At 75.0% G+C, this 19,893-nt stretch carries 24 protein-coding genes; 14 read left to right on the forward strand and 10 right to left on the reverse strand.

Going from position 1 to position 19,893, the window contains the following annotated elements; genetic code table 11:
- Positions 1 to 3: 3 nt before the first annotated feature.
- Entirely contained in the window at positions 4 to 1,059 is a 1,056-nt protein-coding gene (locus tag GGQ55_RS11510) for an AbrB family transcriptional regulator (RefSeq protein ID WP_179716814.1), read from the forward strand.
- Between the two features lie 54 nt (positions 1,060 to 1,113).
- The gene (locus GGQ55_RS11515; protein ID WP_179716816.1) at positions 1,114 to 1,350 is read left to right on the forward strand and encodes a DUF8847 domain-containing protein; all 237 of its coding nucleotides are present in this window, start codon (positions 1,114 to 1,116) and stop codon (positions 1,348 to 1,350) included.
- A 4-nt stretch (positions 1,351 to 1,354) separates the two neighbouring features.
- On the opposite strand, the gene GGQ55_RS11520 is transcribed toward GGQ55_RS11515, so the two are convergent.
- Positions 1,355 to 1,846 carry a type II toxin-antitoxin system PemK/MazF family toxin gene (locus tag GGQ55_RS11520; RefSeq protein WP_179716818.1) on the reverse strand — a complete coding sequence of 164 codons (492 nt, stop codon included), beginning with the start codon at positions 1,844 to 1,846 and terminating at the stop codon, positions 1,355 to 1,357.
- Positions 1,847 to 2,014: 168 nt separating this feature from the next.
- Between GGQ55_RS11520 and GGQ55_RS11525 the strand changes: the two genes are divergently transcribed.
- A complete protein-coding gene (locus GGQ55_RS11525; RefSeq protein WP_179716820.1) occupies positions 2,015 to 2,212 on the forward strand; it encodes a hypothetical protein in 198 nt (65 codons plus the stop codon).
- Here GGQ55_RS11525 and GGQ55_RS11530 read toward each other — a convergent pair.
- Both GGQ55_RS11530 and GGQ55_RS11535 read right to left on the reverse strand, forming a co-directional pair.
- Entirely contained in the window at positions 2,209 to 2,634 is a 426-nt protein-coding gene (locus tag GGQ55_RS11530) for a VOC family protein (protein ID WP_179716822.1), read from the reverse strand. The genes GGQ55_RS11525 and GGQ55_RS11530 overlap by 4 nt on opposite strands.
- Positions 2,635 to 2,666: 32 nt before the next feature.
- The gene (locus GGQ55_RS11535) at positions 2,667 to 3,254 is read right to left on the reverse strand and encodes an MSMEG_1061 family FMN-dependent PPOX-type flavoprotein (RefSeq protein WP_179716824.1); all 588 of its coding nucleotides are present in this window, start codon (positions 3,252 to 3,254) and stop codon (positions 2,667 to 2,669) included.
- Between the two features lie 29 nt (positions 3,255 to 3,283).
- Here GGQ55_RS11535 and GGQ55_RS11540 point away from each other — a divergent pair, with 29 nt between their 5' ends.
- The gene (locus GGQ55_RS11540) at positions 3,284 to 3,679 is read left to right on the forward strand and encodes an acyl-CoA thioesterase (RefSeq protein WP_179716826.1); all 396 of its coding nucleotides are present in this window, start codon (positions 3,284 to 3,286) and stop codon (positions 3,677 to 3,679) included.
- Here GGQ55_RS11540 and GGQ55_RS11545 read toward each other — a convergent pair.
- Together GGQ55_RS11545 and GGQ55_RS11550 are read right to left on the reverse strand one after the other, a co-directional pair.
- A complete protein-coding gene (locus GGQ55_RS11545) occupies positions 3,676 to 5,190 on the reverse strand; it encodes a cobyric acid synthase (RefSeq protein WP_179716828.1) in 1,515 nt (504 codons plus the stop codon). The two genes, GGQ55_RS11540 and GGQ55_RS11545, sit on opposite strands and share 4 nt — an antisense overlap.
- Positions 5,181 to 5,828 (reverse strand): lysophospholipid acyltransferase family protein, encoded by a 648-nt coding sequence (locus GGQ55_RS11550; RefSeq protein ID WP_179716830.1) that lies wholly within the window; start codon positions 5,826 to 5,828, stop codon positions 5,181 to 5,183. Before GGQ55_RS11550 ends, GGQ55_RS11545 begins: the two co-directional genes overlap by 10 nt.
- 92 nt (positions 5,829 to 5,920) lie before the next feature.
- Here GGQ55_RS11550 and GGQ55_RS11555 point away from each other — a divergent pair, with 92 nt between their 5' ends.
- The gene (locus GGQ55_RS11555; RefSeq protein WP_179716832.1) at positions 5,921 to 6,301 is read left to right on the forward strand and encodes a hypothetical protein; all 381 of its coding nucleotides are present in this window, start codon (positions 5,921 to 5,923) and stop codon (positions 6,299 to 6,301) included.
- On the opposite strand, the gene GGQ55_RS11560 is transcribed toward GGQ55_RS11555, so the two are convergent.
- On the reverse strand, positions 6,298 to 6,966 hold the full coding sequence (locus GGQ55_RS11560; protein WP_179716833.1) for an ANTAR domain-containing protein: 669 nt from the start codon (positions 6,964 to 6,966) through the stop codon (positions 6,298 to 6,300). The genes GGQ55_RS11555 and GGQ55_RS11560 overlap by 4 nt on opposite strands.
- A gap of 183 nt (positions 6,967 to 7,149) precedes the next feature.
- Positions 7,150 to 8,115, reverse strand: a complete 966-nt coding sequence (locus tag GGQ55_RS11565) for a cobalamin biosynthesis protein (protein WP_436277829.1) — start codon at positions 8,113 to 8,115, stop codon at positions 7,150 to 7,152.
- Between the two features lie 53 nt (positions 8,116 to 8,168).
- On the opposite strand from GGQ55_RS11565, the gene def reads away from it, so the two are divergent.
- From def to GGQ55_RS11585, 4 genes are read left to right on the forward strand one after another with little or no spacing between them, the layout of a single operon-like run.
- Positions 8,169 to 8,726: a peptide deformylase gene (def, locus tag GGQ55_RS11570; protein WP_179716837.1), complete on the forward strand. Its 558-nt coding sequence runs from the start codon at positions 8,169 to 8,171 to the stop codon at positions 8,724 to 8,726.
- Positions 8,723 to 9,940 (forward strand): precorrin-6y C5,15-methyltransferase (decarboxylating) subunit CbiE, encoded by a 1,218-nt coding sequence (gene cbiE, locus GGQ55_RS11575; protein WP_179716839.1) that lies wholly within the window; start codon positions 8,723 to 8,725, stop codon positions 9,938 to 9,940. Before def ends, cbiE begins: the two co-directional genes overlap by 4 nt.
- A 40-nt stretch (positions 9,941 to 9,980) precedes the next feature.
- Complete coding sequence (cobM, locus tag GGQ55_RS11580) at positions 9,981 to 10,721, forward strand: precorrin-4 C(11)-methyltransferase (protein WP_179716840.1); 741 nt, start codon at positions 9,981 to 9,983, stop codon at positions 10,719 to 10,721.
- Positions 10,718 to 11,239 carry a dihydrofolate reductase family protein gene (locus GGQ55_RS11585; protein WP_179716842.1) on the forward strand — a complete coding sequence of 174 codons (522 nt, stop codon included), beginning with the start codon at positions 10,718 to 10,720 and terminating at the stop codon, positions 11,237 to 11,239. Before cobM ends, GGQ55_RS11585 begins: the two co-directional genes overlap by 4 nt.
- Positions 11,240 to 11,241: 2 nt before the next feature.
- Here GGQ55_RS11585 and GGQ55_RS11590 read toward each other — a convergent pair whose 3' ends face one another.
- Positions 11,242 to 12,312, reverse strand: coding sequence for a cobalt-precorrin-5B (C(1))-methyltransferase (locus GGQ55_RS11590; RefSeq protein WP_179716844.1), 1,071 nt, complete (start codon positions 12,310 to 12,312; stop codon positions 11,242 to 11,244).
- Between the two features lie 26 nt (positions 12,313 to 12,338).
- Between GGQ55_RS11590 and GGQ55_RS11595 the strand changes: the two genes are divergently transcribed.
- The 3 genes from GGQ55_RS11595 to GGQ55_RS11605 are packed head-to-tail and all read left to right on the forward strand — an operon-like array spanning position 12,339 to position 15,080.
- Positions 12,339 to 13,067 carry a cobalt-precorrin-6A reductase gene (locus GGQ55_RS11595; protein WP_179716847.1) on the forward strand — a complete coding sequence of 243 codons (729 nt, stop codon included), beginning with the start codon at positions 12,339 to 12,341 and terminating at the stop codon, positions 13,065 to 13,067.
- 32 nt (positions 13,068 to 13,099) lie between these two features.
- A complete protein-coding gene (locus tag GGQ55_RS11600) occupies positions 13,100 to 14,428 on the forward strand; it encodes an NAD(P)/FAD-dependent oxidoreductase (protein ID WP_179716849.1) in 1,329 nt (442 codons plus the stop codon).
- 13 nt (positions 14,429 to 14,441) lie between these two features.
- Entirely contained in the window at positions 14,442 to 15,080 is a 639-nt protein-coding gene (locus GGQ55_RS11605; protein WP_179716851.1) for an HAD hydrolase-like protein, read from the forward strand.
- Here the strand turns inward: GGQ55_RS11605 and GGQ55_RS11610 are convergent.
- Complete coding sequence (locus GGQ55_RS11610) at positions 15,070 to 16,353, reverse strand: nucleotide disphospho-sugar-binding domain-containing protein (protein ID WP_179716853.1); 1,284 nt, start codon at positions 16,351 to 16,353, stop codon at positions 15,070 to 15,072. The two genes, GGQ55_RS11605 and GGQ55_RS11610, sit on opposite strands and share 11 nt — an antisense overlap.
- 111 nt (positions 16,354 to 16,464) lie before the next feature.
- Here GGQ55_RS11610 and GGQ55_RS11615 point away from each other — a divergent pair, with 111 nt between their 5' ends.
- Both GGQ55_RS11615 and GGQ55_RS11620 read left to right on the forward strand, forming a co-directional pair.
- On the forward strand, positions 16,465 to 17,076 hold the full coding sequence (locus tag GGQ55_RS11615; RefSeq protein ID WP_179716855.1) for a flavodoxin family protein: 612 nt from the start codon (positions 16,465 to 16,467) through the stop codon (positions 17,074 to 17,076).
- Between the two features lie 65 nt (positions 17,077 to 17,141).
- Entirely contained in the window at positions 17,142 to 18,377 is a 1,236-nt protein-coding gene (locus tag GGQ55_RS11620; protein WP_179714810.1) for an IS110 family RNA-guided transposase, read from the forward strand.
- 228 nt (positions 18,378 to 18,605) lie between these two features.
- On the opposite strand, the gene GGQ55_RS11625 is transcribed toward GGQ55_RS11620, so the two are convergent.
- Positions 18,606 to 19,841: an MFS transporter gene (locus GGQ55_RS11625; RefSeq protein ID WP_366489095.1), complete on the reverse strand. Its 1,236-nt coding sequence runs from the start codon at positions 19,839 to 19,841 to the stop codon at positions 18,606 to 18,608.
- Positions 19,842 to 19,893: the final 52 nt, after the last annotated feature.

Consider the following 19,893-nt stretch of genomic DNA (forward strand, 5'->3'; position numbering starts at 1 on the left):
GCCGTGGACTCCGGGCGGCGGCTGCTCGACGCGGCCGCCGTCGTCGCCGCGGGCGTGGTCGCCGGACTGCTGCTGAACCTGGCCCACGTGCCCTCCGCCGCGCTGTTCGGTGGGCTGCTCGCCGGCCTGGTCCGGGCGCTGGCCTTCCCCGGTTCGCTGCGGGTGCCCCGGATCGCGATGACCGCGGCGCAGGCGGTGATCGGCGTGACCATCGGCGCGCTGGTGCGCCTCTCGACGCTCGGCGCGATCGGCGAGCACTGGCTGCCGGTCCTGCTGGTCACCGTCGGCACGCTCGTGCTCAGCCTCGCCGCCGGCCAGCTGCTGCGGCTGCAGCCCGGCATCTCGCCGGTGACCGGTGCGTTCTCGATGATCGCCGGCGGCGCGTCCGGCATCACCGCGATGGCCCGCGACCTCGGCGCCGACCAGCGGATGGTCGCGGTCCTGCAGTACCTGCGGGTGCTGATCATCGTGGTGCTCATGCCGGTGGCGGCGACCGCCGTCTACGGCGCTTCGACCGGTGGGGGTGCGCCGTCCGCGCCGGACACGCCGGGCTGGGCGGCCGGGCTGCTGTTCACCGTCGTCTGCGCGGGCGTGGGCGCCGTCCTGGGGCAGGTGTCGCGGATCCCGGTGGGCGCGCTGCTCGGCCCGATGCTGGTCGCCGCCGTCGTCGACCTGACCGGGCTCTCGCACGGCGCCGAGGTGCCCGGCCTGGTCGAGAACGCCGCCTTCCTCGTCATCGGCCTGCAGGTCGGCGTCACCTTCACCCGGGAGAGCCTGCGCACCGTCGGCCGGGCGCTGCCCCTCGCGCTGGCGATCATCGCCGCGCTCGTGCTCGGCTGCGCGGGGCTCGGCGCGCTGCTGTCCTCGGCCACCGGGGTCGGCGAGCTCGACGCCTACCTGGCGACGACGCCCGGCGGCCTCTACGCCGTCCTGGCCACGGCGACCCAGAGCGGCGCCGATGCGACGTTCGTGCTCGCCGTCCAGGTGCTGCGGCTGTTCGTGATGCTGCTGTCGGCCCCGCTGCTGGCGCGCTGGCTGCGCGGCCGGGAGAAGGTCTGACCCGTGCGTCCGCGTGATTCCGCCGCCGGGCGCGCCTACCCTGGCTCGGGTCGGTTGCGAGCAGGGGAGGTCGAGCTGTCCGAGCACGCAGAAGCCCAGGAGGACGACGCCGTCCTGCTCTTCGTCGGCGGTCCCCTCGACGGGCGCGTGGAGATCCGCGCGGCGCGGCACGGCGAGCCGCTGCCGACGGTCACGCACGTCCACCTGCACGGCGGCCCGAAGGTGGTCCACCGCTACGACCTCGAGTCGCTGACCGACCAGACCGGCGTCTACCACCTGCGCCGGAGCTGACCGCTCACCACCCCTGCGTGCGGCGGGCCTCGGCGACCACTCGGTCGAACCGGGCGCGGTCCAGTGCGGCGCCCTCCCGGCGGACCCCGGACGGGTCGAGGACCAGCAGCCGGTCCAGCCGCACCTCGCTGTTGCGGCCGCGGCGGTCCCAGGGGCCGGGGCCGATGTCGGTCCAGTAGCGGCCGTAGCGGGCCTCGTCGGCGGCGTCGCGGTCGTGGTCCTTGCTGCTGAGCATCAGCGCGAGCAGGTGCTGGCCACGCCGGCCGATCACCAGCACCGGACGGTCCTTGCCGCGGCCGTCGCCCTCGTCGAAGGGCACCCAGGCCCACACCACCTCGCCGGGGTCCGGGTGGCCGTCGGGGTGCGGGGTGTAGCCGATCCGGTCGCCGGGGGCGGGCGCGGGCTCGACCGAGCGGACCGGGCGCGTCTTCCGGGCCGGTCGCAGGGCGTTGCGCAGCAGTCCGCCGAGCCGCCGTCCCAGACCCGAGCGCGCCATGGGGGACACCGTACGAAAGCACCCCCCACCGGCGCCGATGCCGTCACATGAGACTCACGTGACACTGCGGCACCAATTGGTCACGAGTTGGATTCGATCTGCCGATACGGGGGCACCATCTAGTCACGGGGTTGGTCAGACTGTGCCTCCCCGGGAGAGGGGGGCTCCATGAGCACGGCCGAACCCGTCCCACCCGCCGCCCCGCGCGGCCCCGAGCCGAAGGCGAGCGTGCTCGCGGCCTTCCAGCTCGTCGAGGACGCGCGCTACTTCGGCAGCGACCGCCGCAGCCAACGCGAACGGGCCCGCCACGCGGCCGAGCGCACCGTCGCCTACCGCAAGCTCGCCCGGGACCTGCTCGCCAGCTAGGCGACGCAGAACTCGTTGCCCTCCGGGTCGGCGAGGGTCGCCCACTCGTGCGGCCCCTGCGAGGCCCGGTGCAGCTCCTTCGCGCCCGCGGCCACCAGCCGGGCGACCTCCGCCTCGCGGCGCTCGGCGCCCACGCGGAGGTCGAGGTGCACCCGGTTCTTCACCGTCTTGCCCTCCGGGACCCACTGGAACAGCACCCGGGGGCGGTTCGGGTCCGGCGAGTTGATCGCCGCCCCCGTCTTCCACACCAGCGCGCCGTTGTGCGTCGTCGTCTCGTCGTCGGTCGCGTAGCCGGCATCGATCATGCGGCGGATGAACGCCGCGTCCTGCGCCTCCACCTGCCAGCCCAGGGCCTCGGCCCACCAGTCGGCGAGCTCGTGCGGAGCAGCGCAGTCGACAACCACCTGGAAATCCGTCGCCATGGCGGCAACCTAGGCCACCCCGGCGACAGTTCTCACAGCTCGGTGGCGAGTTCCGCTCTCATCTCGGCCTCGTCCAGCGGAGCGGGCAGCCGGCAGTGGTCCTTGAGCACCTCGCCGAAGGGCGGCCACGCCGACCGCGGCACCTGCCGCGCCGGGTCCCACAGCCCGGAGCGCATCACGGCCTTGGCGCACTGGAAGTACGCCCGCCGCACGGAGATCAGCAGCACCGACCGCGGCGGGCGGCCGAACTCGGTGAGGTCCACCTCGAGCGCGTCGGCCGGCAGCAGCTCCGCCGTCCCGAAGACCTTCAGGGTCTCCTCGATGCCGGGCACGAAGAACAGCAGCGCCAGCTTCGGGTTGCCGGTGATCGCGCGCAGGCTGTCGACCCGGTTGTTGCCCTGCCGGTCGGGCAGCGCCAGCCGGTGCTCGTCGAGCACCCTGACGAAGCCCGGGTCGCCGCCGCGCGGGGAGACCTCGGGCCACCCGTCGGAGTCGGCCGAGGACAGCACGGCGAACGGCGACAGCTCGATGAACTGCCGGCAGTGCCGGTCGATCCGGTCGATCTCCTTGTCCTGCACGAGCTGGGACGGAGCGCGGTAGCCGGCGAGGACGTTCTCCACGTCTGCAGACGGTAGCTACCGTCCCGGTCGTGACCGTCTCGTGGAGCTCCCCCGTCCGCTACGTCGAGTGCGACCAGCAGGGCGTCGTCTTCAACGCGCACTACCTGACCTGGGCCGACGAGGCGTCCAACGTCTGGTGGTCGGCGACGGGCCTGCCGTGGGACACGCTCACCGCCGCCGGCGGCGAGCCGGTGGTCAAGGCCAGCACGCTGGAGTGGAGCTCGTCGGCACGCTGGGGTGACACGGTCACGGTGGACGCCGAGACGGAGAAGGTCGGCCGCACCAGCGCGACGGTGCGCTTCACCGTGCGGGTGGACGAGCGGGTGTGCTGCGTCGTCCGGAACACCTACGTGTGGCTGAGCGGCGAGGGAGCCGCGCCCTGGCCGGACGACGTGCGCGCCAAGCTGACCGCGTCGACGGCCTAGCGGCCGGCGCCGGGCGGCAGGAGGGGCAGGTCGGCCGGCGGGCCCTGCTCGATCAGCCGCCACAGGGCATCGGTGTCGGCGTGCTCGGCGACCAGGTCGCCCAGCCGGTCCAGGCGCGCCTCCCGGACGGCGGCGAAGTCGGTGTCCGGCGCCGGCACGAAGCGGCGGCCGGTCAGCCGGGCGACCTCGCGCAGGAACGCCCGGCGGAAGCCGTCGTTCTCCAGCGCCCCGTGCCACGTCGTCCCGAACACCGCGCCGGCGCGGGCGCCGTCGAGGAACGGCTGGGTGGGCGGGTCGTCGGTGTCCCAGTCGATCGTGACGACGCCGTGGTGGATCTCGTAGCCGTGCACCGGCTCGCCGAACGCGGCACCGGTGGGCCGGCCGAGCGTCTTGGCCGGCAGGAAGCGCACGTCCGCGGGGAGCAGGCCGAGCCCCGGGACCACCCCGGTCCGCGACTCGACGTCATCGGTGATCGTGCGGGCCAGCATCTGGTGCCCGCCGCAGATGCCGAGCACCGGGGCGCCCGCTGCGGCCCGCCGGGCCACGGCGTCGGCGAGGCCGGTGGCGCGCAGCCAGGCCAGGTCGGCCACGGTCGAGCGGGTGCCGGGCAGGACGACGAGGTCGGCGTCGGCGAGCTCCTCGGGCCGGGTGGCGTAGCGCACCAGGACGCCGGGCTCGGCGGCCAGCGCGTCGAGGTCGGTGAAGTTGGACAGCCGCGGCAGCCGGACCACCGAGACCCGCAGCACCTCCTCGCCGTGCGGCGGGCCGGCCGGCTGAGTCGCCGCCCCCACGCCGAGGGAGTCCTCGACGTCCAGCTCGAGGCCGCTCACCCAGGGCAGGACGCCGAGCGTCGGCCGGCCGGTCAGGTCGGCGAGGGTCGACAGCCCGGGGGAGAGCAGCCGGACGTCGCCGCGGAACTTGTTCACCAGGAACCCGGCCACCAGCCGCTGGTCGGCCGGCGGCATGAGCGCCACGGTGCCGTACAGCGCGGGGAACAGCCCGCCGCGGTCGATGTCGCCGACCACCACCACCGGTAGCCCGGCCGCCGTCGCCAGGCCCATGTTGGCGATGTCGTCGTCTCGCAGGTTGATCTCGGTGGGGGAGCCGGCGCCCTCGCAGACCACGACGTCGAACCGCGAGCGCAGGTCGGCCAGGCAGTCGAGGACGGTCGCGAGCAGCCCGGCCTTCATCGGCCGGTAGGACAGCGCGGTCACGTCGGCCACCGGCCGGCCGAGGACGACGACCTGGCTGGAGTTCTCGCCGCCCGGCTTGAGCAGCACCGGGTTCATCGCCGCCTCGGGGGCGACCCGGGCGGCGGCGGCCTGCATGACCTGCGCCCGGCCGATCTCGGCGCCGTCCGGCGTGACCATCGAGTTGTTGCTCATGTTCTGCGCCTTGAACGGCGCCACCGACACGCCCTGGCGCACCAGCCAGCGGCACAGGCCGGCGGTGACGACCGACTTCCCGGCGTCCGACGTCGTCCCGGCGACCAGCAGTGCCCCTACTCCCACCCGGCCTTCTCCTGCCCGGACAGCGCGTGGATCTCCCGCATGATCCGGTCGGTGACCTCCCGACGCGGCTTGCCCTTGCCGGCCTGTCCGGCGAACTCGGCGAAGGTCAGCGGTTCGCCGAAGGTCACCGTGATGCGGTGCAGCCGCGGCCAGCGCGCGCCGACCGGCTGCACCTTGTCGGTGCCCGTGACCGCGACCGGCACGACCGGGCAGCCGGCGGTGAGCGCCAGCCAGGCGACGCCGGTCTTGCCGCGGGCCAGCTTGCCGTCCCGGGAGCGGGTGCCCTCGGGGTAGATGCCGAAGCCCTCGCCGTCCTTGAGCACCGCGAGCGCGGTGTCGAGGGCCTCCTGCGCGGCCCGGTGCGTCTCGCGCTCCACGGGCAGCGCACCGAGCGCGCCGAACATCGTGCGGCTGAACCAGCCGGTGATCCCGGTGCCGGTGAAGTACTCGGCCTTGGCCAGGTAGTGCACTTTGCGGGGAGCGACGGTGGGGATCGCGATGCTGTCGATGAACGACAGGTGGTTGCTGGCGAAGATGACCGCGCCGGTGGGCGGCACGTGCTCGCGGCCGGTCACGTGGGGCCGGAACAGCGCCCAGAACAGCGGCCGGATGACGAACCTCGCCAAGATGTAGAACACGCGGCGCTTCTCCTCCTCGGACGGCTGGCGCATTCTCCCCGACGACGCCCCGCCTCCGTGCGAGCGGGGCGGCCGCACGGAAGGCTGGAGGCATGGCGGACCAGGATCCTCAGGACATCGGCGAGGCCGGGCGGGCGGCGGCGCGTCGGAAGGAGGCCGCCGACGTCCGTGCCCGGGAGCTGCGCGAACGGCAGCTGCGGCTGCGCTCCGGCACCCCGAGCTCCGCCGACGACGTCGCGCGTGCGCAGGCAGCGGCCGAGGAGGCCGCCGAGCGGGCCGCCGAGGCCGCGCGCAGCGCCGCTCGGCGGCACCGGGAGGCCGCCGCCCTGCACGACGACGTCGCGGAGATCGAGGAGCGCGCCGCGCAGGCCGACCCGGCGCGGGCCGGCGAGCACGAGGAGCGCGCCGCCCGGCACCGGGCCGCCGCCCGCGCGGACCTGGAGGGAGCGGAGGCCGAGGAGCCGCGCGTCTAGTGCAGCCGCGGCGCCGGAGGGCAGGCGTCGCGGAGGATCGCCCGCAGGTCCTGGGGCAGCGCGGCGTGCCCGGAGGCAGAGTCGGCGATGGACTGGGCCACCTCGCGCACCTTGCGGTGCGTGTGGCTGGACATGTGCGCCAGCAGCTCGAAGGCCACCTGCTCGCTGCAGCTGGTCAGCAGCATGAGGATGCCCTTGGCCTGCTCGATCGTGGCCCGGCTGGCCATGGCCGTGCGCAGCTGGTTGACCTCCGTCTGCAGCGCGGTGACGACGTCCTCGTCGTGCGCCAGCCGCCCGGAGGTGATGTCCACGCACTGCCCTTCCACCGCGGCCACCGCCCCGTCGTCGGCGGGCTCGGGGTGGCCCATGAGGACCAGCACGCGCAGGGCGCCGTCGCGCCGCAGGACCCGCGTCTCGACGGCGAACGATCGGCCGGCGGTCACGGCGCGGTTGAGCGCGTCGAGGGTGCGCGCCCGGTCCTCGCGGTGCTGGCACTGCAGCAGCGCCTCGGTGCACGGGCGGGTGCCGTCAGGGGAGAGCCCGAGCAGCGCGAACATCTCCGGCGACCACCACCAGTCGGCGGTGCGCGGGTCGAGCCGGTAGCGGCCGGTCAGGCCGAGGTCCTCGGACGGGAGGCGGTGCGGGACAGCCGCGGAGCGCGTCACGGACGCGAGCCCCGGGGAGGTGTGACGGGACGTGCGGGAACGGGCCGGGGCCGGTGAGACCATGGGAGAGGCTCCTGCTCAGAGGCGCGCCGGACTCGCCGACGGGATCGCGGGGCCGTTGGCTCGACGTCCGCGCTCCACCGACCCGCAGGGGCCGGTCGCTCCGATGACAGGACGGTACGGCTAGTTCACCGATGGCGCAGCCGCTGGTTTCCCGTTTCTCGAAATCGCCCGCGTCGCGACCGCCAGGACGCCGGCCGCCGTCCACACCGCACGCGACAGCCGGACCGCCCGGCCGATGTCGCCGGCCCTCGGCGCGCGGCCGTCGCCCAGGACCGGCCGGTCCTCCACGCGGCTGCCGTAGACGTTCCGGCCGCCCAGCCGGACGCCGAGCGCGCCCGCCGTCGCGGCCTCGCACCGGCCCGCGTTCGGGCTGGGGTGCGCGGCGCCGTCCCGCCACCAGGTGCGCAGCGCACCACGGGCGTCGCCACCCACGAGCGGCGCGCAGGCCACGGTGAGCGCGGCGGTGAGCCGGGCCGGCAGCCAGCCGAGGACGTCGTCGGTCCGCGCGGCCGCCCAGCCGAAGCGCTCGTAGCGCGGCGATCGGTGGCCGACCATCGCGTCGAGGGTGTTGGCCGCCCGGTAGGCGAGGAGCCCCGGCAGGCCGGCGACCGCGCCCCACAGCAACGGCCCGACGGCGGCGTCGGCGGTGTTCTCGGCGACCGACTCGATGGTCGCGCGGGCGAGCTCGCCCTCGCCGAGGCCGCCGGGGTCGCGGCCGGCCAGGGTGGGCAGCGCGGCGCGGGCGGCGGGCAGGTCGCCGTCGGCGAGGTGCCCCTCCAGGGTCGTGGCCGCCCGGCCGAGCGACGTCCCGCCGAGCACGGTCCAGGTGACGAGGGCGGTGACCCCGGCCCGGACGACGGGCTGTCGACGGGTGAGCCGGTCCAGCGCGACACCGAGTCCCGCGGCCGCGGCCACCAGCCCGCCCGCGAAGGCGGCGCCGGTCGCGCGGTCGTCGCGCCACGCCCGCCGCTCCAGGCCCGCGGCCAGCGTGCCGAACCCCGCGACCGGATGTCTGCGACGGGGGTCGCCCAGCAGCAGGTCGGCGGCGGCGCCGAGCGCCATGCCGGTCGCGATCGCGTCCTTCACGTCGCACATCGTGCCGACCGCTCCCGGTAACGCCCTCCCTAGGATCGGCGGTCATGCGCCTGCCCGGCCGTTACGACGGCACAGCCCGGCCGATCGTGACCTACGGCAGCGATCCGGTCCTGCACCGGTCGTGCGCGCCCGTGACCGTCTTCGACGAGGCGCTGCGCCGGCTGGTGCTGGACATGTTCGCCAGCATGTACGCCGCCGACGGGGTTGGGCTGGCGGCCAACCAGATCGGCGTCGACGCCCGGATCTTCGTGATGGACTGCCCGGACGCCGACGGCGAGGACGTCGTCGGCTACGTGGTGAACCCGGTGCTGGTCCTGCCCGGGCCGGTCGGGGACGAGCCGGCCGAGGAGGTGACCGAGGAGGGCTGCCTGTCGGTGCCCGGGCCGTACGCCGAGCTGCCGCGCGCGTTCCGGGCCCGGGTCGAGGGCGTCGACGCGAAGGGCAACCCGACGTCGATCGAGGCGACCGGGATGGCCGCCCGCTGCCTGCAGCACGAGGTCGACCACCTCGAGGGCACCGTCTACGTCGACCGGCTCCCGGAGGAGCTGAGGGAGCGGCTGCTCGCGGAGGCGGCCGGACCGGAAGGGGAGCTGCCGGCATGAGCGAGGTCGTGCGGTCGCCGATCGTCGTCGTCGGCATCGGCGCCGACGGGTGGGAGGGGCTCGCGCCCACCTCCCGGGCCGAGGTGGAGCGGGCCGAGGTGCTCATGGGCAGCGGCCGCCAGCTGGACCTCGTGCCGCCGTCGGTGACCGCCGAGCGGGTGCCGTGGCCCTCGCCGATGACCGAGGCGCTGCCCGGCCTGTTCGAGACCTACGTCGACCGCGCCGTCGTCGTCCTGGCCAGCGGCGACCCGATGCTGTCGGGCATCGGCACCACCCTGACCCGGCTGCTCGGGGCCGAGCGGGTGCGAGTGCTGCCGGCGCCGTCGTCGGTGTCGCTGGCCTGCGCGCGGCTGGGCTGGGCGGTCGAGGACACGCAGGTGGTGAGCCTGGTCGGCCGGCCGATCGAGCTGCTGCACCCGCACGTGCAGCCGGGCCGCCGACTGCTGGTGCTGGGGTCGGACGGCGACACCCCGAAGCAGGTCTCCGCCCTGCTGTCGGCGCGCGGCTACGGGCAGAGCCTTATCACCGTGCTCGGCGGGCTGGGCGGTCCGGACGAGGAGGTGCGCACCGGGACGGCGGCCACCTGGTCGCAGCCCGCGCCGGCGCTGGTGGTGACCGCCGTGGAGTGCCGCGCCGAGCGGGGCACCATGCCGCTGCCGACCACGCCCGGCCTGCCCGACGGCGCGTACGAGTCCGACGGGCAGCTGACCAAGTCGGAGGTCCGCGCGATCACGCTCTCCCGGCTGGCGGCGGTGCCGGGGCAGCTGCTGTGGGACATCGGGGCCGGCTCGGGCTCGATCGGCATCGAGTGGATGCGCGCGCACCCGACCTGCCGGGCCGTCGCGGTGGAGGCCTCGCAGGAGCGGGCCGAGCGGATCGTGCGCAACGCCTCGCGGCTCGGCGTCCCGTACCTGCGGGTGGTGCACGGGCACGCACCCGACGTCCTGCCCCGCCTGCCGCAGCCCGACGCGATCTTCATCGGCGGCGGCGTCACCACCCCGCTGCTGCTCGACGCGTGCTGGGACGCGCTGCCCGTCGGTGGCCGGCTCGTGGTCAACGCGGTGACCGTGGAGAGCGAGGCGGTGCTCGGCTCGTGGCACGCCCGCGTCGGCGGCGAACTGGTGCGCGTCGACGTCCAGCGGGCCGAACCGCTCGGCGGCTTCACCGGCTGGAAGCCCGCGATGCCCGTGACCATCTGGTCGGTCACCCGGTGACGGGGGACCTCTTCGGGCTCACGTCCCCGGGGACGACGGCGTGACCGTGCACTTCATCGGGGCGGGGCCCGGAGCCGCGGACCTCGTCACCGTCCGCGCGGCGCGGCTGATCGCGGCGTGCCCGGTCGTCCTCTACGCCGGCGCCCTCGTGCCGCGCGAGCTGCTGGACACCGCCCGCTCCGACGCGCGCCTGGTCGACACGGCGAACCTCCACCTCGACCAGATCACCGCCGAGCTGGTCGCGGCGCACGAGGCGGGGCACGACGTCGCCCGGCTGCACTCCGGCGACCCGTCGATCTACAGCGCGATGGCCGAGCAGATGCGCCGGCTCGACGCGGCCGGCGTGCCTTTCGACGTCGTCCCGGGGGTGCCGGCGTTCGCCGCAGCGGCCGCGACCCTGCAGCGCGAGCTGACCGTGCCCGGGGTGGGGCAGACCGTCGTCCTGACCCGGACGTCGGCGCGCTCGACACCGATGCCGCCGGGGGAGACGCTGGCCGCCTACGCCGCGACCGGCGCGACGCTCGTGCTGCACCTGGCCGTGCAGCGGCTCGGCGAGCTCGCGCCCGAGCTGGCCGCGCACTACGGGGAGGACTGCCCGGTCGCGGTGGTGGCCAGGGCCAGCCGGGACGACGAGCTGGTGCTGCGCGGCACGCTGGCCGACATCGCCGGCCAGGTCGAGGCCGCTGCCGTGAAGCGGACGGCGGTCATCGTCGTAGGCCGGGTGTTGGCTGCCGGGGAGTTCCCCGACAGCCACCTCTACTCGACGACGAGGGCCCGATGACCCGCACGATCTACTACACCGCGACCAGTCTCGATGGTTTTCTCGCGACCCCCGACCACTCGCTCGACTGGTTGCTCAGCCAGGCCGTCGATCCCGCCGGGCCGATGGGCTACGAGCCGTTCATCGCGGGGGTCGGCGCCCTGGCGATGGGCGCCTCGACCTACCAGTGGCTCCTCGACCACGAGGAGAAGTGGCCGTACACGATGCCCGCCTGGGTGTTCACCCACCGCGAGTTCCCGCCGCCCCCGCCGGGCGTCCGGTTCACCGGCGACGACGTCGGCGGGATCCACGGCGAGATGCTGGCCGCCGCGGGCGACAAGGACGTGTGGCTGGTCGGCGGCGGCGAGCTGGTCGGGCAGTTCGCCGACCGCGGCCTGCTCGACGAGGTGTGGGTGCAGTACGCCCCGGTCACGCTGGGCGCCGGCGCACCCCTGCTGCCGAGGCGGCTGGACCTCGACCTGGTCGACGTCGCGCACAACGGCAACTTCCTCTGCGGCCGCTACCGGGTCGCCCGTTGAGTCTAAGAACGGCCGACGATCGTGCCGCCGCGGTCGATCACCACGACGTCGACCTCGACCGGCGCCTCGCGCAGCACGCCCCGCGCGGTGTCCCGGGCCCCGGCGGCGACCAGGTCGCCGAGCGGCAGTCCCGCGGCGGTGCACTGCTGCAGCGCGTCGAGCGCGGTGTTGGCCCCGCGCACGCCCTCGACCAGCGCGGGAGAGCCTCCGGCGTCGCGGACCATCGCGGCCAGCGACTCCGTCGACACCTGCGAGCGGCCGGAGTGCAGGTCGAGGTGCCCGTCGGCGAGCTTGGCCAGCTTGCCGATGCCGCCGGCGATGGTCAGCCGCGGCACCGGGTGACGGCGCAGGTACTTGAGCACCGCGCCGGCGAAGTCGCCCATGTCCAGCAGCGCGTCCTCGGGCAGGTCGTAGAGCTCGGTGACCACGCGCTCCGACGTCGAGCCGGTGCACCCCGCGACGTGCTGGCGCCCGGCGGCCCGCGCGACGTCGATGCCGCGGCGGATCGAGTCGATCCACGACGAGCACGAGTACGGGACGACGACGCCGGTCGTGCCGAGGATCGACAGACCGCCGAGGATGCCCAGCCGCGGGTTCCAGGTCCTGCGCGCCAGCTCCTCGCCGTTCTCCACCGACACCGTGACGACGACGTCGCCGGTGCCGCCGTGCCGCGCGGCGACCGCGGCCACGTGCTCGGTCATGAACTTCCGCGGCATCGGGTTGATCGCCGGCTCGCCGACGGCCAGCGGCAGGCCGGGCTTGGTCACCGTGCCCACGCCGTCCCCGGCGCGGAAGGTCACGCCGCTGCCGGGCGCGGCGAGGGTGACGGTCGCGGAGACCAGCGCGCCGTGCGTGACGTCGGGGTCGTCACCGGCGTCCTTGACGATGCCGACCGTGGCCGTGCCCTCGCCGAGCTCCTCGCGGGCCAGCGCGAACGACGGGTGCTTGTCCTGGGGCAGGTCGATCGTCACCGGGTCGGGGAACTCGCCGGTGAGCAGCGCGGTGTAGGCCGCGGTCGTGGCGGCGGTCGCGCAGGCGCCCGTCGTCCACCCGTACCGCAGTCCGCTGCTCACGTGATCAGCATGCCTGGGGGTGCCACGTGACCGAGAAGGTGCTGCTGCTCGGCGGGACGGCGGAGGCCCGGCGGCTGGCCGAGGCGTTGACCGCCGAGGGCGTCGACGTCCTCAGCTCGCTGGCCGGCCGGACCGCCGACCCGGTGCTGCCGCCCGGCGAGGTGCGCATCGGCGGATTCGGCGGCGCGGAGGGGCTGGCCGACTGGCTGCGGGCGCACCCGGTGCGGGCGCTCGTCGACGCCACGCACCCGTTCGCCGAGGCGATGACCGCGCACGCGGCGGAGGCGGCCGCGGCCACCGGGACGCCGGTGCTCCGGCTGCAGCGCCCCGGCTGGCGGGAGCAGCCGGGTGACGACTGGCGCTGGGTGGACTCGCTGGAGGCCGCGGCGTCGGCGGTGCAGGGGTTCGCGCACGTCTTCCTCACCACCGGCCGGATGGGGCTGGGCGCCTTCGCGGAGCTGACGCAGGAGGTGCTGGTCCGCTCGGTCGACCCGCCGGAGCCACCGCTGCCGCCGCGCACCACCGTCGTCCTGGAGCGGGGGCCGTTCACCGTGGACGACGAGCTCGCCCTGATGCGCGAGCACGCGGTGGACGTCGTCGTCACCAAGGACTCCGGCAGCCATCTGACCGAGGCGAAGCTGACCGCGGCCCGCGAGCTCGGCATCCCGGTCGTGGTGGTCCGGCGGCCACCGCTGCCGGCCGGGGTGCCGGTGGTCGAGACCGTCGAGGCGGCGCTGGCCTGGCTCGGGGATTGACCGGGGCGCCGGGCCCTCGGGAGGGTGGGGGCATGAGCGCGCCGGTCTCGTCCCGCCCGTCGGTCGTGGTCGTGGGAGGCGGCTTCGCCGGGTTCTTCGCCGCGCGGACCCTCGAACGCCTGCTGCCCGTGGGCGCGGCCGACCTGACGATGATCAGCGCGACCGACCACCTCTGCTACAGCCCGCTGCTTCCGGAGGTCGCGGCCGGCCGGCTCGACCCGCGGCGCATCGCCGTTCCGCTGCACTCCGGGCTGCGGCGCGCCCGCGTCCTGCAGGCGACGGTCGAGGACATCGACTTCGACGGGCGCACGCTGCGCTACTCGACCGACTGCGATCCCGCCACGGAGCTGGCCTGGGACCGGCTGGCCATCACGACCGGCAGCGTCACCCGCATCCTGCCCACTCCCGGGCTGGAGGTCCACGCGCTCGGGCTGAAGAACCTGGTCGAGGCCGTCTACGTGCGCGACCACGTGCTGCGCCAGCTGGAGCTGGCCGACTCCACCTCCGACCTCGAGGAGCGACGGGCCCGGCTGACCTTCGTCGTCGTGGGCGCCGGCTACGCCGGCACGGAGACCGCCGCGCAGCTGCAGTGGATGACGATCCGGCAGCTCGACCGCTACCCGCGGCTGCGGCGCGAGGACCTGCGCTGGGTGCTCATGGACCTCGCCCCCTCGGTGCTGCCGGAGATGGGCCCGCGGCTGAGCTCCGCGGCGCTCGACGTCGTCCGGCAGCGCGGCATGGAGGTGATGCTCGAGACCACGGTCACGGCCATGGACGAGGAGGGCGTCACCCTGGGCGACGGCCGCCGGCTGGCGACGCGCACCGTGCTGTGGACCGTGGGCGTCACCCCGCCGCCGCTCGTGCAGGAGCTCGGGCTGCCGGTGTCCCGGGGGCGACTGGTGGTCGACGAGCAGCTGCGGCTGCGCGAGGACGTGTGGGCGGCCGGCGACAGCGCCGCCGCCGAGGACCCGTTCAGCGACAGCGGGAGCACCTACCCGCCGACGGCGCAGAACGCGCAGCGGCAGGGCGTGGTCATCGCGCACAACATCGCGGCCAGCCTCGGTCACGGCTCCCCGCGGCCCTACCGGCACCGCGACCTGGGGCTCGTGGCCGACCTCGGCCGGACCGCCGCCGTCGCCCGGCCGCTGGGGCTGTCGCTGACCGGGCTGCCGGCCAAGGTGGTCACCAAGGCCTACCACCTGTACGCCCTGCCGACCGCGGGCAACCGGCTGCGGGTGGCCGCCGACTGGGCGATCAACACGGTCAGCCGGCCGATCGCCGCCCAGCTCGGTCTGGTCGACCCCGCCCGGGGCCGGCTCGGCGCCGCGGAGACCCGGAGGAGGTCGCGCACGGCCTCCTGACAGGCTGGACGGCGTGAGCCGGCTGGTGCTGTTCGACCTCGACGGCACCCTGGTCGACTCCACGCCCGGCATCTGGGCCTCGGTGCGGGTGGCCGCCGCCGCGCTCGGGCTGCCGGCGCCGACGCCGGAGCAGCTGCGGCAGATGGTCGGGCCGCCGCTGCAGGACGGGTTCGCGCTGGTGCTCGGGGTGCCGGCGGACGACGTGCCGCGCGCCGTCGCCGCCTACCGCGAGCACTACTCGGCCGGCGCGCTGCTCGACGTCACCGTCTACGACGGCATCCCGTCTCTGCTGGCCCGGCTGGTCGACGGCGGCGCGACGCTGGCGATCACCACCAGCAAGCCCGAGCCGTTCGCCGTCCGGGTGCTGGAGCACACCGGGCTGCGGCCGTTCTTCGCCTCCGTGCACGGCGCGACGATGGACGGCGCCGTCCGGCACAAGGACCAGGTCGTCGGCCTGGCGCTGGCCGCGCACCCGGACGGCGAGCGGCCGGTGCTGATCGGCGACCGGGAGCACGACGTGCTCGGCGCCGCGGCGCACGGGCTGCCCTGCCTCGGCGCCGGGTGGGGTCCGGCGCCGCCCGGTGAGCTCGCCGCGGCCGGTGCCGTCGTCGTCCCCACGCCGGCGGACGTCGTCGCCGCCCTCAGCCGATGAGCAGCCCCTCGGCACGGTCCGCCGCGCTGGGCCGGGTCTTGGCCTCGGTGGCGAGGGTCTCGGCGAACCGGCGGGCGGCGTCGGCGTAGCCCGGCTCGTCCAGCACCTGGCGCACCGCGGCGGCGATCCGCTCCGGCGGCGCCTTCTCGTCCACCCGCACCCCGGCGCCGAGACGCAGCACGCGCACGGTGTTGTCCTTCTGGTCGCGCCCCATCGGCATGCAGACCAGCGGGACGCCGGCGGCCAGCGCCTTCAGCACGCTGCCGTGCCCGGCGTGGGTGACGACGGCGGCCGCTTCGGGCAGCACCGCCCGGTGCGGCGCGGCCCGGACCACCCGGACGTTCGCCGGTGCGGCGACATCGGCGGGGTCGACCGCCCGGCCCGCGGTGATGAGGCCGCGGACCGGCAGCTCCCCGAGCGCGGTGGCCACCCGGCGGAGCAGGTCGAGCTGGTCCTGGAAGGTCGAGCTGGTCGCGACGAGCACGAGCGGCGCGTCGCCGGGCGGTCGCCAGTCCCCGGCGTCGCCTGCCCAGGCGGGGTCGTCGAGCTGCGGGCCCACGAAGTGGACGTTGGCGGGGATGTGCGGAGAGGAGAAGTCGAACGACGGGCTGGTCAGGACGAGGACCTCGGTGCACCGGTCGAACAGCTCGAACACCCCGCGGACCGGGGGACGGCCGTTGGCGGCGAGCGCGGGGTTCAGACCGCGCGTGAACCGGTCGAGCACGAGCCCCGTCGCGCGCCGGATCACCGCGTCCCGGGCCCGGCCGAGTGGCCCTCGCGGCGGTAGCCACCCCAGAGCCATCAGCGGCATCCCGGGCGTGGGGCGCAGGTAGATGTTCGCCATCAGCGCGGCGGTGGGCCGCCCGGTCGCCTGGGCGCCGATGAGCATGCCGGGGACGCCGTCGGAGAGGACGACGTCGACCGGGTGCTCGCGCACCGTGGCGACCACCTCGGCCGCGAACCCGGCCGCCGGGCCGACGATGAACAGGTCCCGGGCGGCCCGGAGCTGCTGCAGGCCGTTGCCCTTCTCCATCTCGACCATGAGCGCGGTCTGCTGGTCGATCGTGTCGATGTGCTGGGCCAGCTGCCACGGGCGGAAGTCGCAGCCGGCGGTCCGGACCGCCTCCTCCGAGAGCGGGTCGCTGAGGACCAGGACGGAATGGCCTCGCCGGACCAGCTCCGCCGCCAGCCCGAGGGCGGGCGGCAGCGTGCCGCCGACGTCGGTGGTCGCGAGGAGGAACCGGCCGCGCGGTCGGGGAGAGGTCTCGGCCATGGCACACCACCGGGGACGGGGCTCCATGGTGGTCGCGGGCCGGAGGCCGCGGACAGGGCCGTCGGACCCCGTGATGTGTGGATCCGCAGGTCGTCCGGGCAGGAGGGGGCCATGAGAGACCACCCGTCGCTGCACGCCCTCGCCCTCGTCTGCAGCCTCAAGGCGTCGCCGGAGCCCTCGAGCAGCGAGAAGCTGGCACGGGAGGTCCTCGCCGCGCTCGAGGAGCAGGGCGCCTCGCACGAGGTGGTGCGGGTGGTCGACCACGACGTGAAGCCGGGCGTCGAGGTCGACATGGGCGACGGCGACGAGTGGCCGCAGATCCGCGAGAAGCTGCTGGCCGCCGACATCCTGGTCTTCGCCACGCCGACCTGGGTCGGGCACATGACCAGCGTCGCGCAGGGCGTGCTCGAGCGCCTCGACGGCGAGCTGTCGGAGACCGACGACACCGGCCGGCCGGTGATCACCGGCAAGGTCGCCGTCGTCGCGGTGGTCGGCAACGAGGACGGCGCCCACCACATCAGCGCCGACGCGTTCCAGGCTCTGTCCGACGTCGGCTTCACCATCCCGGCGCAGGGCGTCACGTACTGGAACGGCGAGGCGATGTCGGGGGTCGACTACAACGATCTGGACGAGACCCCGGGGGCCGTCGCGTCCGCGACGCAGACCCTCGCCGAGAACGCCGCGCACCTGGCGCGGCTGCTCAAGGCGGAGCCGTACAGCTGATAGCCGTTGACCCCGTTCCTGCGGAAGCGTCCTGACGACGTTTCCGCGGTGGACGGGAGGTTGTCGTGGGCTTGCTGCACGAGGCGCTGCCGGCGTCGACGCTGGTGGTGGCCATCGATCCGGGGAAGGTCAGCAATCGGGTCTGGTTGAGCACCGGTGAAGTCGGCCAGGTGGTGCCGCCGCTGTCGCTGCCGGTGTTGCGTCCGGGGCTGGAGCAGCTGCACCGACTGGTCGTGGACCACGTCGGCCCCTCGGGTCCGGTGTTCGCCATCGAGGCCTCCGGCGGGCTGCATCAGGCCTGGCTGCGCGAGCTCAACCAGCGGTTTCCCGGATCGGTCCGGCTCTTCGCGCCCTCGGAGACCACCGCCGCCCGAGCACAACTGGGATCGCGGCGATTCAAGACCGATGACCGGGACTGCGCGGCGCTGACCTACCTGGCCCGCCAAGGACAGGGCCGGCCGGTGCCCGACCAGGAACAGGACGCGCTCACCGCGGCTGTTCGCCACCGCCGCGGCCTGATCGGCGAGCACAAGGTGGCCCAGCAGCGGCTGCACGATCAACTGCATGCCCTCTGCCCCGGACTGGCCGCACCCGACGGGCATGGCCGGGCGCTGCCGGCCGACAGCGTGATCGGGCAGGCGGTGCTGGACTGCGCCGCGGCCTTCGCCGGCCGACCGCCCTCGATCCGTTCGCTGCGCGCTCGAGCCCGGGGGCGCGTGCTCACCAGCGAAGCGGAGTTCTGGGTCGGGCGGTGGCGGGCCTGCCTGCCACCGCCGCCCGACGCCTCGGCACGAGCAGCGCGGTTGAGCCGGAGCGTGGCCCGCTGGCGGGCGATCGCTGCCGACATCGCCGCGGTCGACGCGGAGATCACCGCTCTGCTGGCCGAAAGCGCCGGGCAGATCCTCACCACGCTGCCCGGTGTGGCCACCAGTCGTGCAGCAGCCTTCGCCGCGTTCAGCCTGCCGATTGCCCGGTTCCCCACCGCGGAGCATCTCTACTCGGCCACCGGCCTGGCCCCGGGCAGCTACCGGTCGGCGACGATCAACCGGCGCACCCCGATCTCCCGTCAGGGGCTGCCCGAACACCGCGATGCGCTGATGAACCTCGCCTGGGGCCTGTCCCAGCACTGCGGGCCGTTCATCGACCGCGCCCACGAGCTGCGCGCCCGCGGCCTGCGCCCGATCCCGGTCCGCATCGCCCTGGCCCGCCACGCCTGCCGACTGGCCTACACCCTGCTCCAGACCCAACAACCCTTCGACGAACAGCGCTACCGTCGAGCCCGGCACCAGAGCGAGCGGTGACGGCTGTGACAGCTATGCCGCACGACGGCGCAACCTAGCTTGCCGCCCGCTCGCCCTGGGGCCGCCCACGGCGCACAAGAAAGCCTGCCGCTCGACGGCGTCTGATCAGCCTGCCGACCAGGCCCCACCGCCGGACCGATCACCGCGCTGCGCTCCCAGGCCGGACGCCCCCCGCACCCGGCCGGATGACACCTGCCCGCCCGACGGTCTTGACCTCAAGGGCGAAAGCTAGGCGGCCGCCCGCTCGGCGTCGCCGGCCGGCACCTCGACCGGCCGGCGGGTCCGGCGCAGCCGCAGGGTCACGCTGGCCACCGCGACCAGCGCCAGCACGATGACGACGCCGCCGTAGATCTCCGTCGTCCGGGCCAGGCCGATGCTGCTGACGGCGATACCGGCGGCGATCGCCGGCACGCTGAACGCCAGGTAGCCGACCACGAACGTGGCGGCGAGCAGGCCGGCGCGGTGCCCGGGGGCGACGCCGGACGTGATCATCGCGATCGCGCCGAAGAAGGACGCACCGAACGCGAAGCCGGTGACCACCGCGGCGACGAACAGCAGCGCCAGAGAGCCGGTCCAGACGGCGGTGATGGTGCCCACGACGCCGACGACGAACGTCAGCGCGCCCCCGACCAGGGCCTTCTCCGGGGCCACCGAGCGGACGGCGAACGAGCCGAACACGCCGGTGCCGTTGAGCGCGAGGATCAGCAGGCCCCCGACGACGTGGTTCTCCACGCCGAACACGTCGGCGACCAGCGACGGGCCGAGCGAGGCGTAGAGGCCGCCGAGCGCCCAGGCGGCGACCACCACCGGCAGCGCCAGCAGGAACCCCGGGCGCTGCGGCTGCGGCACCTCGACCCGCGGGCGCAGCGAGGCCCGCGCACCGGGCACCCGAGGCGAGGTCTCGGGCAGCAGGAGCAGCACGCCCGGCACGGCCAGGACGAAGACGACGGTGAGCACGCCGAACACCCAGTCGGTCGGCGACGGCACGAACTGCACGAGCAGCCCGGCGCCGAAGGCCCCCAGCGACAGGCCGAGGCCCGGGGCGGCGCTGTTGATGAACGGGGCCAGCGGCCGCTGCGGGCGCTGGAGGTCGAGCAGCCAGGCGCCGAGCGCGCTGGTCAGGGCGCCGGTGGCCAGGCCCTGCACCACCCGGGCGGCGAGCAGCCAGCCGACGCCGTCCGCGGCCCAGAACAGCGCCATCGCGACCGCCTCGACCGCCAGAGCGGAGGCGATCACCGGCCGCCGCCCGACGTGGTCGGACAGCCCGCCGACCACCAGCAGCGAGCCGAGCAGCGCGAAGGCGTAGATCGCGAAGATCGTCGTCAGCACGCCCGGGCCGAACCCGAACTCCTGGGAGTAGACGCGGTACAGCGGCGACGGGACGCCCGACGCGGCGAGCATGAGGACCAGCAGGACGGCGACCGACCAGAAGGCGGCCGGCCGGGACAGGCGTCGGGTCGGCACGATCCCTGCCAAGGCACCTGCTCGCGGCGGCATTCCCGCTGCCCGGCGCGCC

This window comes from Petropleomorpha daqingensis, assembly GCF_013408985.1.
Classification (GTDB): Bacteria; Actinomycetota; Actinomycetes; order Mycobacteriales; family Geodermatophilaceae; genus Petropleomorpha; species Petropleomorpha daqingensis.

Excerpts from the sequence above, each read along its gene's own strand:
- GGQ55_RS11525 (WP_179716820.1), top strand. The coding sequence starts at position 2,015 with ATGAGCACGGCCGAACCCGTCCCACCCGCCGCCCCGCGCGGCCCCGAG.
- GGQ55_RS11610 (WP_179716853.1), bottom strand. The coding sequence starts at position 16,353 with ATGGCCGAGACCTCTCCCCGACCGCGCGGCCGGTTCCTCCTCGCGACC.
- GGQ55_RS11585 (WP_179716842.1), top strand. The coding sequence starts at position 10,718 with ATGACCCGCACGATCTACTACACCGCGACCAGTCTCGATGGTTTTCTC.
- GGQ55_RS11615 (WP_179716855.1), top strand. The coding sequence starts at position 16,465 with ATGAGAGACCACCCGTCGCTGCACGCCCTCGCCCTCGTCTGCAGCCTC.
- GGQ55_RS11530 (WP_179716822.1), bottom strand. The coding sequence starts at position 2,634 with ATGGCGACGGATTTCCAGGTGGTTGTCGACTGCGCTGCTCCGCACGAG.
- def (WP_179716837.1), top strand. The coding sequence starts at position 8,169 with ATGCGCCTGCCCGGCCGTTACGACGGCACAGCCCGGCCGATCGTGACC.
- cbiE (WP_179716839.1), top strand. The coding sequence starts at position 8,723 with ATGAGCGAGGTCGTGCGGTCGCCGATCGTCGTCGTCGGCATCGGCGCC.
- GGQ55_RS11555 (WP_179716832.1), top strand. The coding sequence starts at position 5,921 with ATGGCGGACCAGGATCCTCAGGACATCGGCGAGGCCGGGCGGGCGGCG.
- GGQ55_RS11520 (WP_179716818.1), bottom strand. The coding sequence starts at position 1,846 with ATGGCGCGCTCGGGTCTGGGACGGCGGCTCGGCGGACTGCTGCGCAAC.
- GGQ55_RS11600 (WP_179716849.1), top strand. The coding sequence starts at position 13,100 with ATGAGCGCGCCGGTCTCGTCCCGCCCGTCGGTCGTGGTCGTGGGAGGC.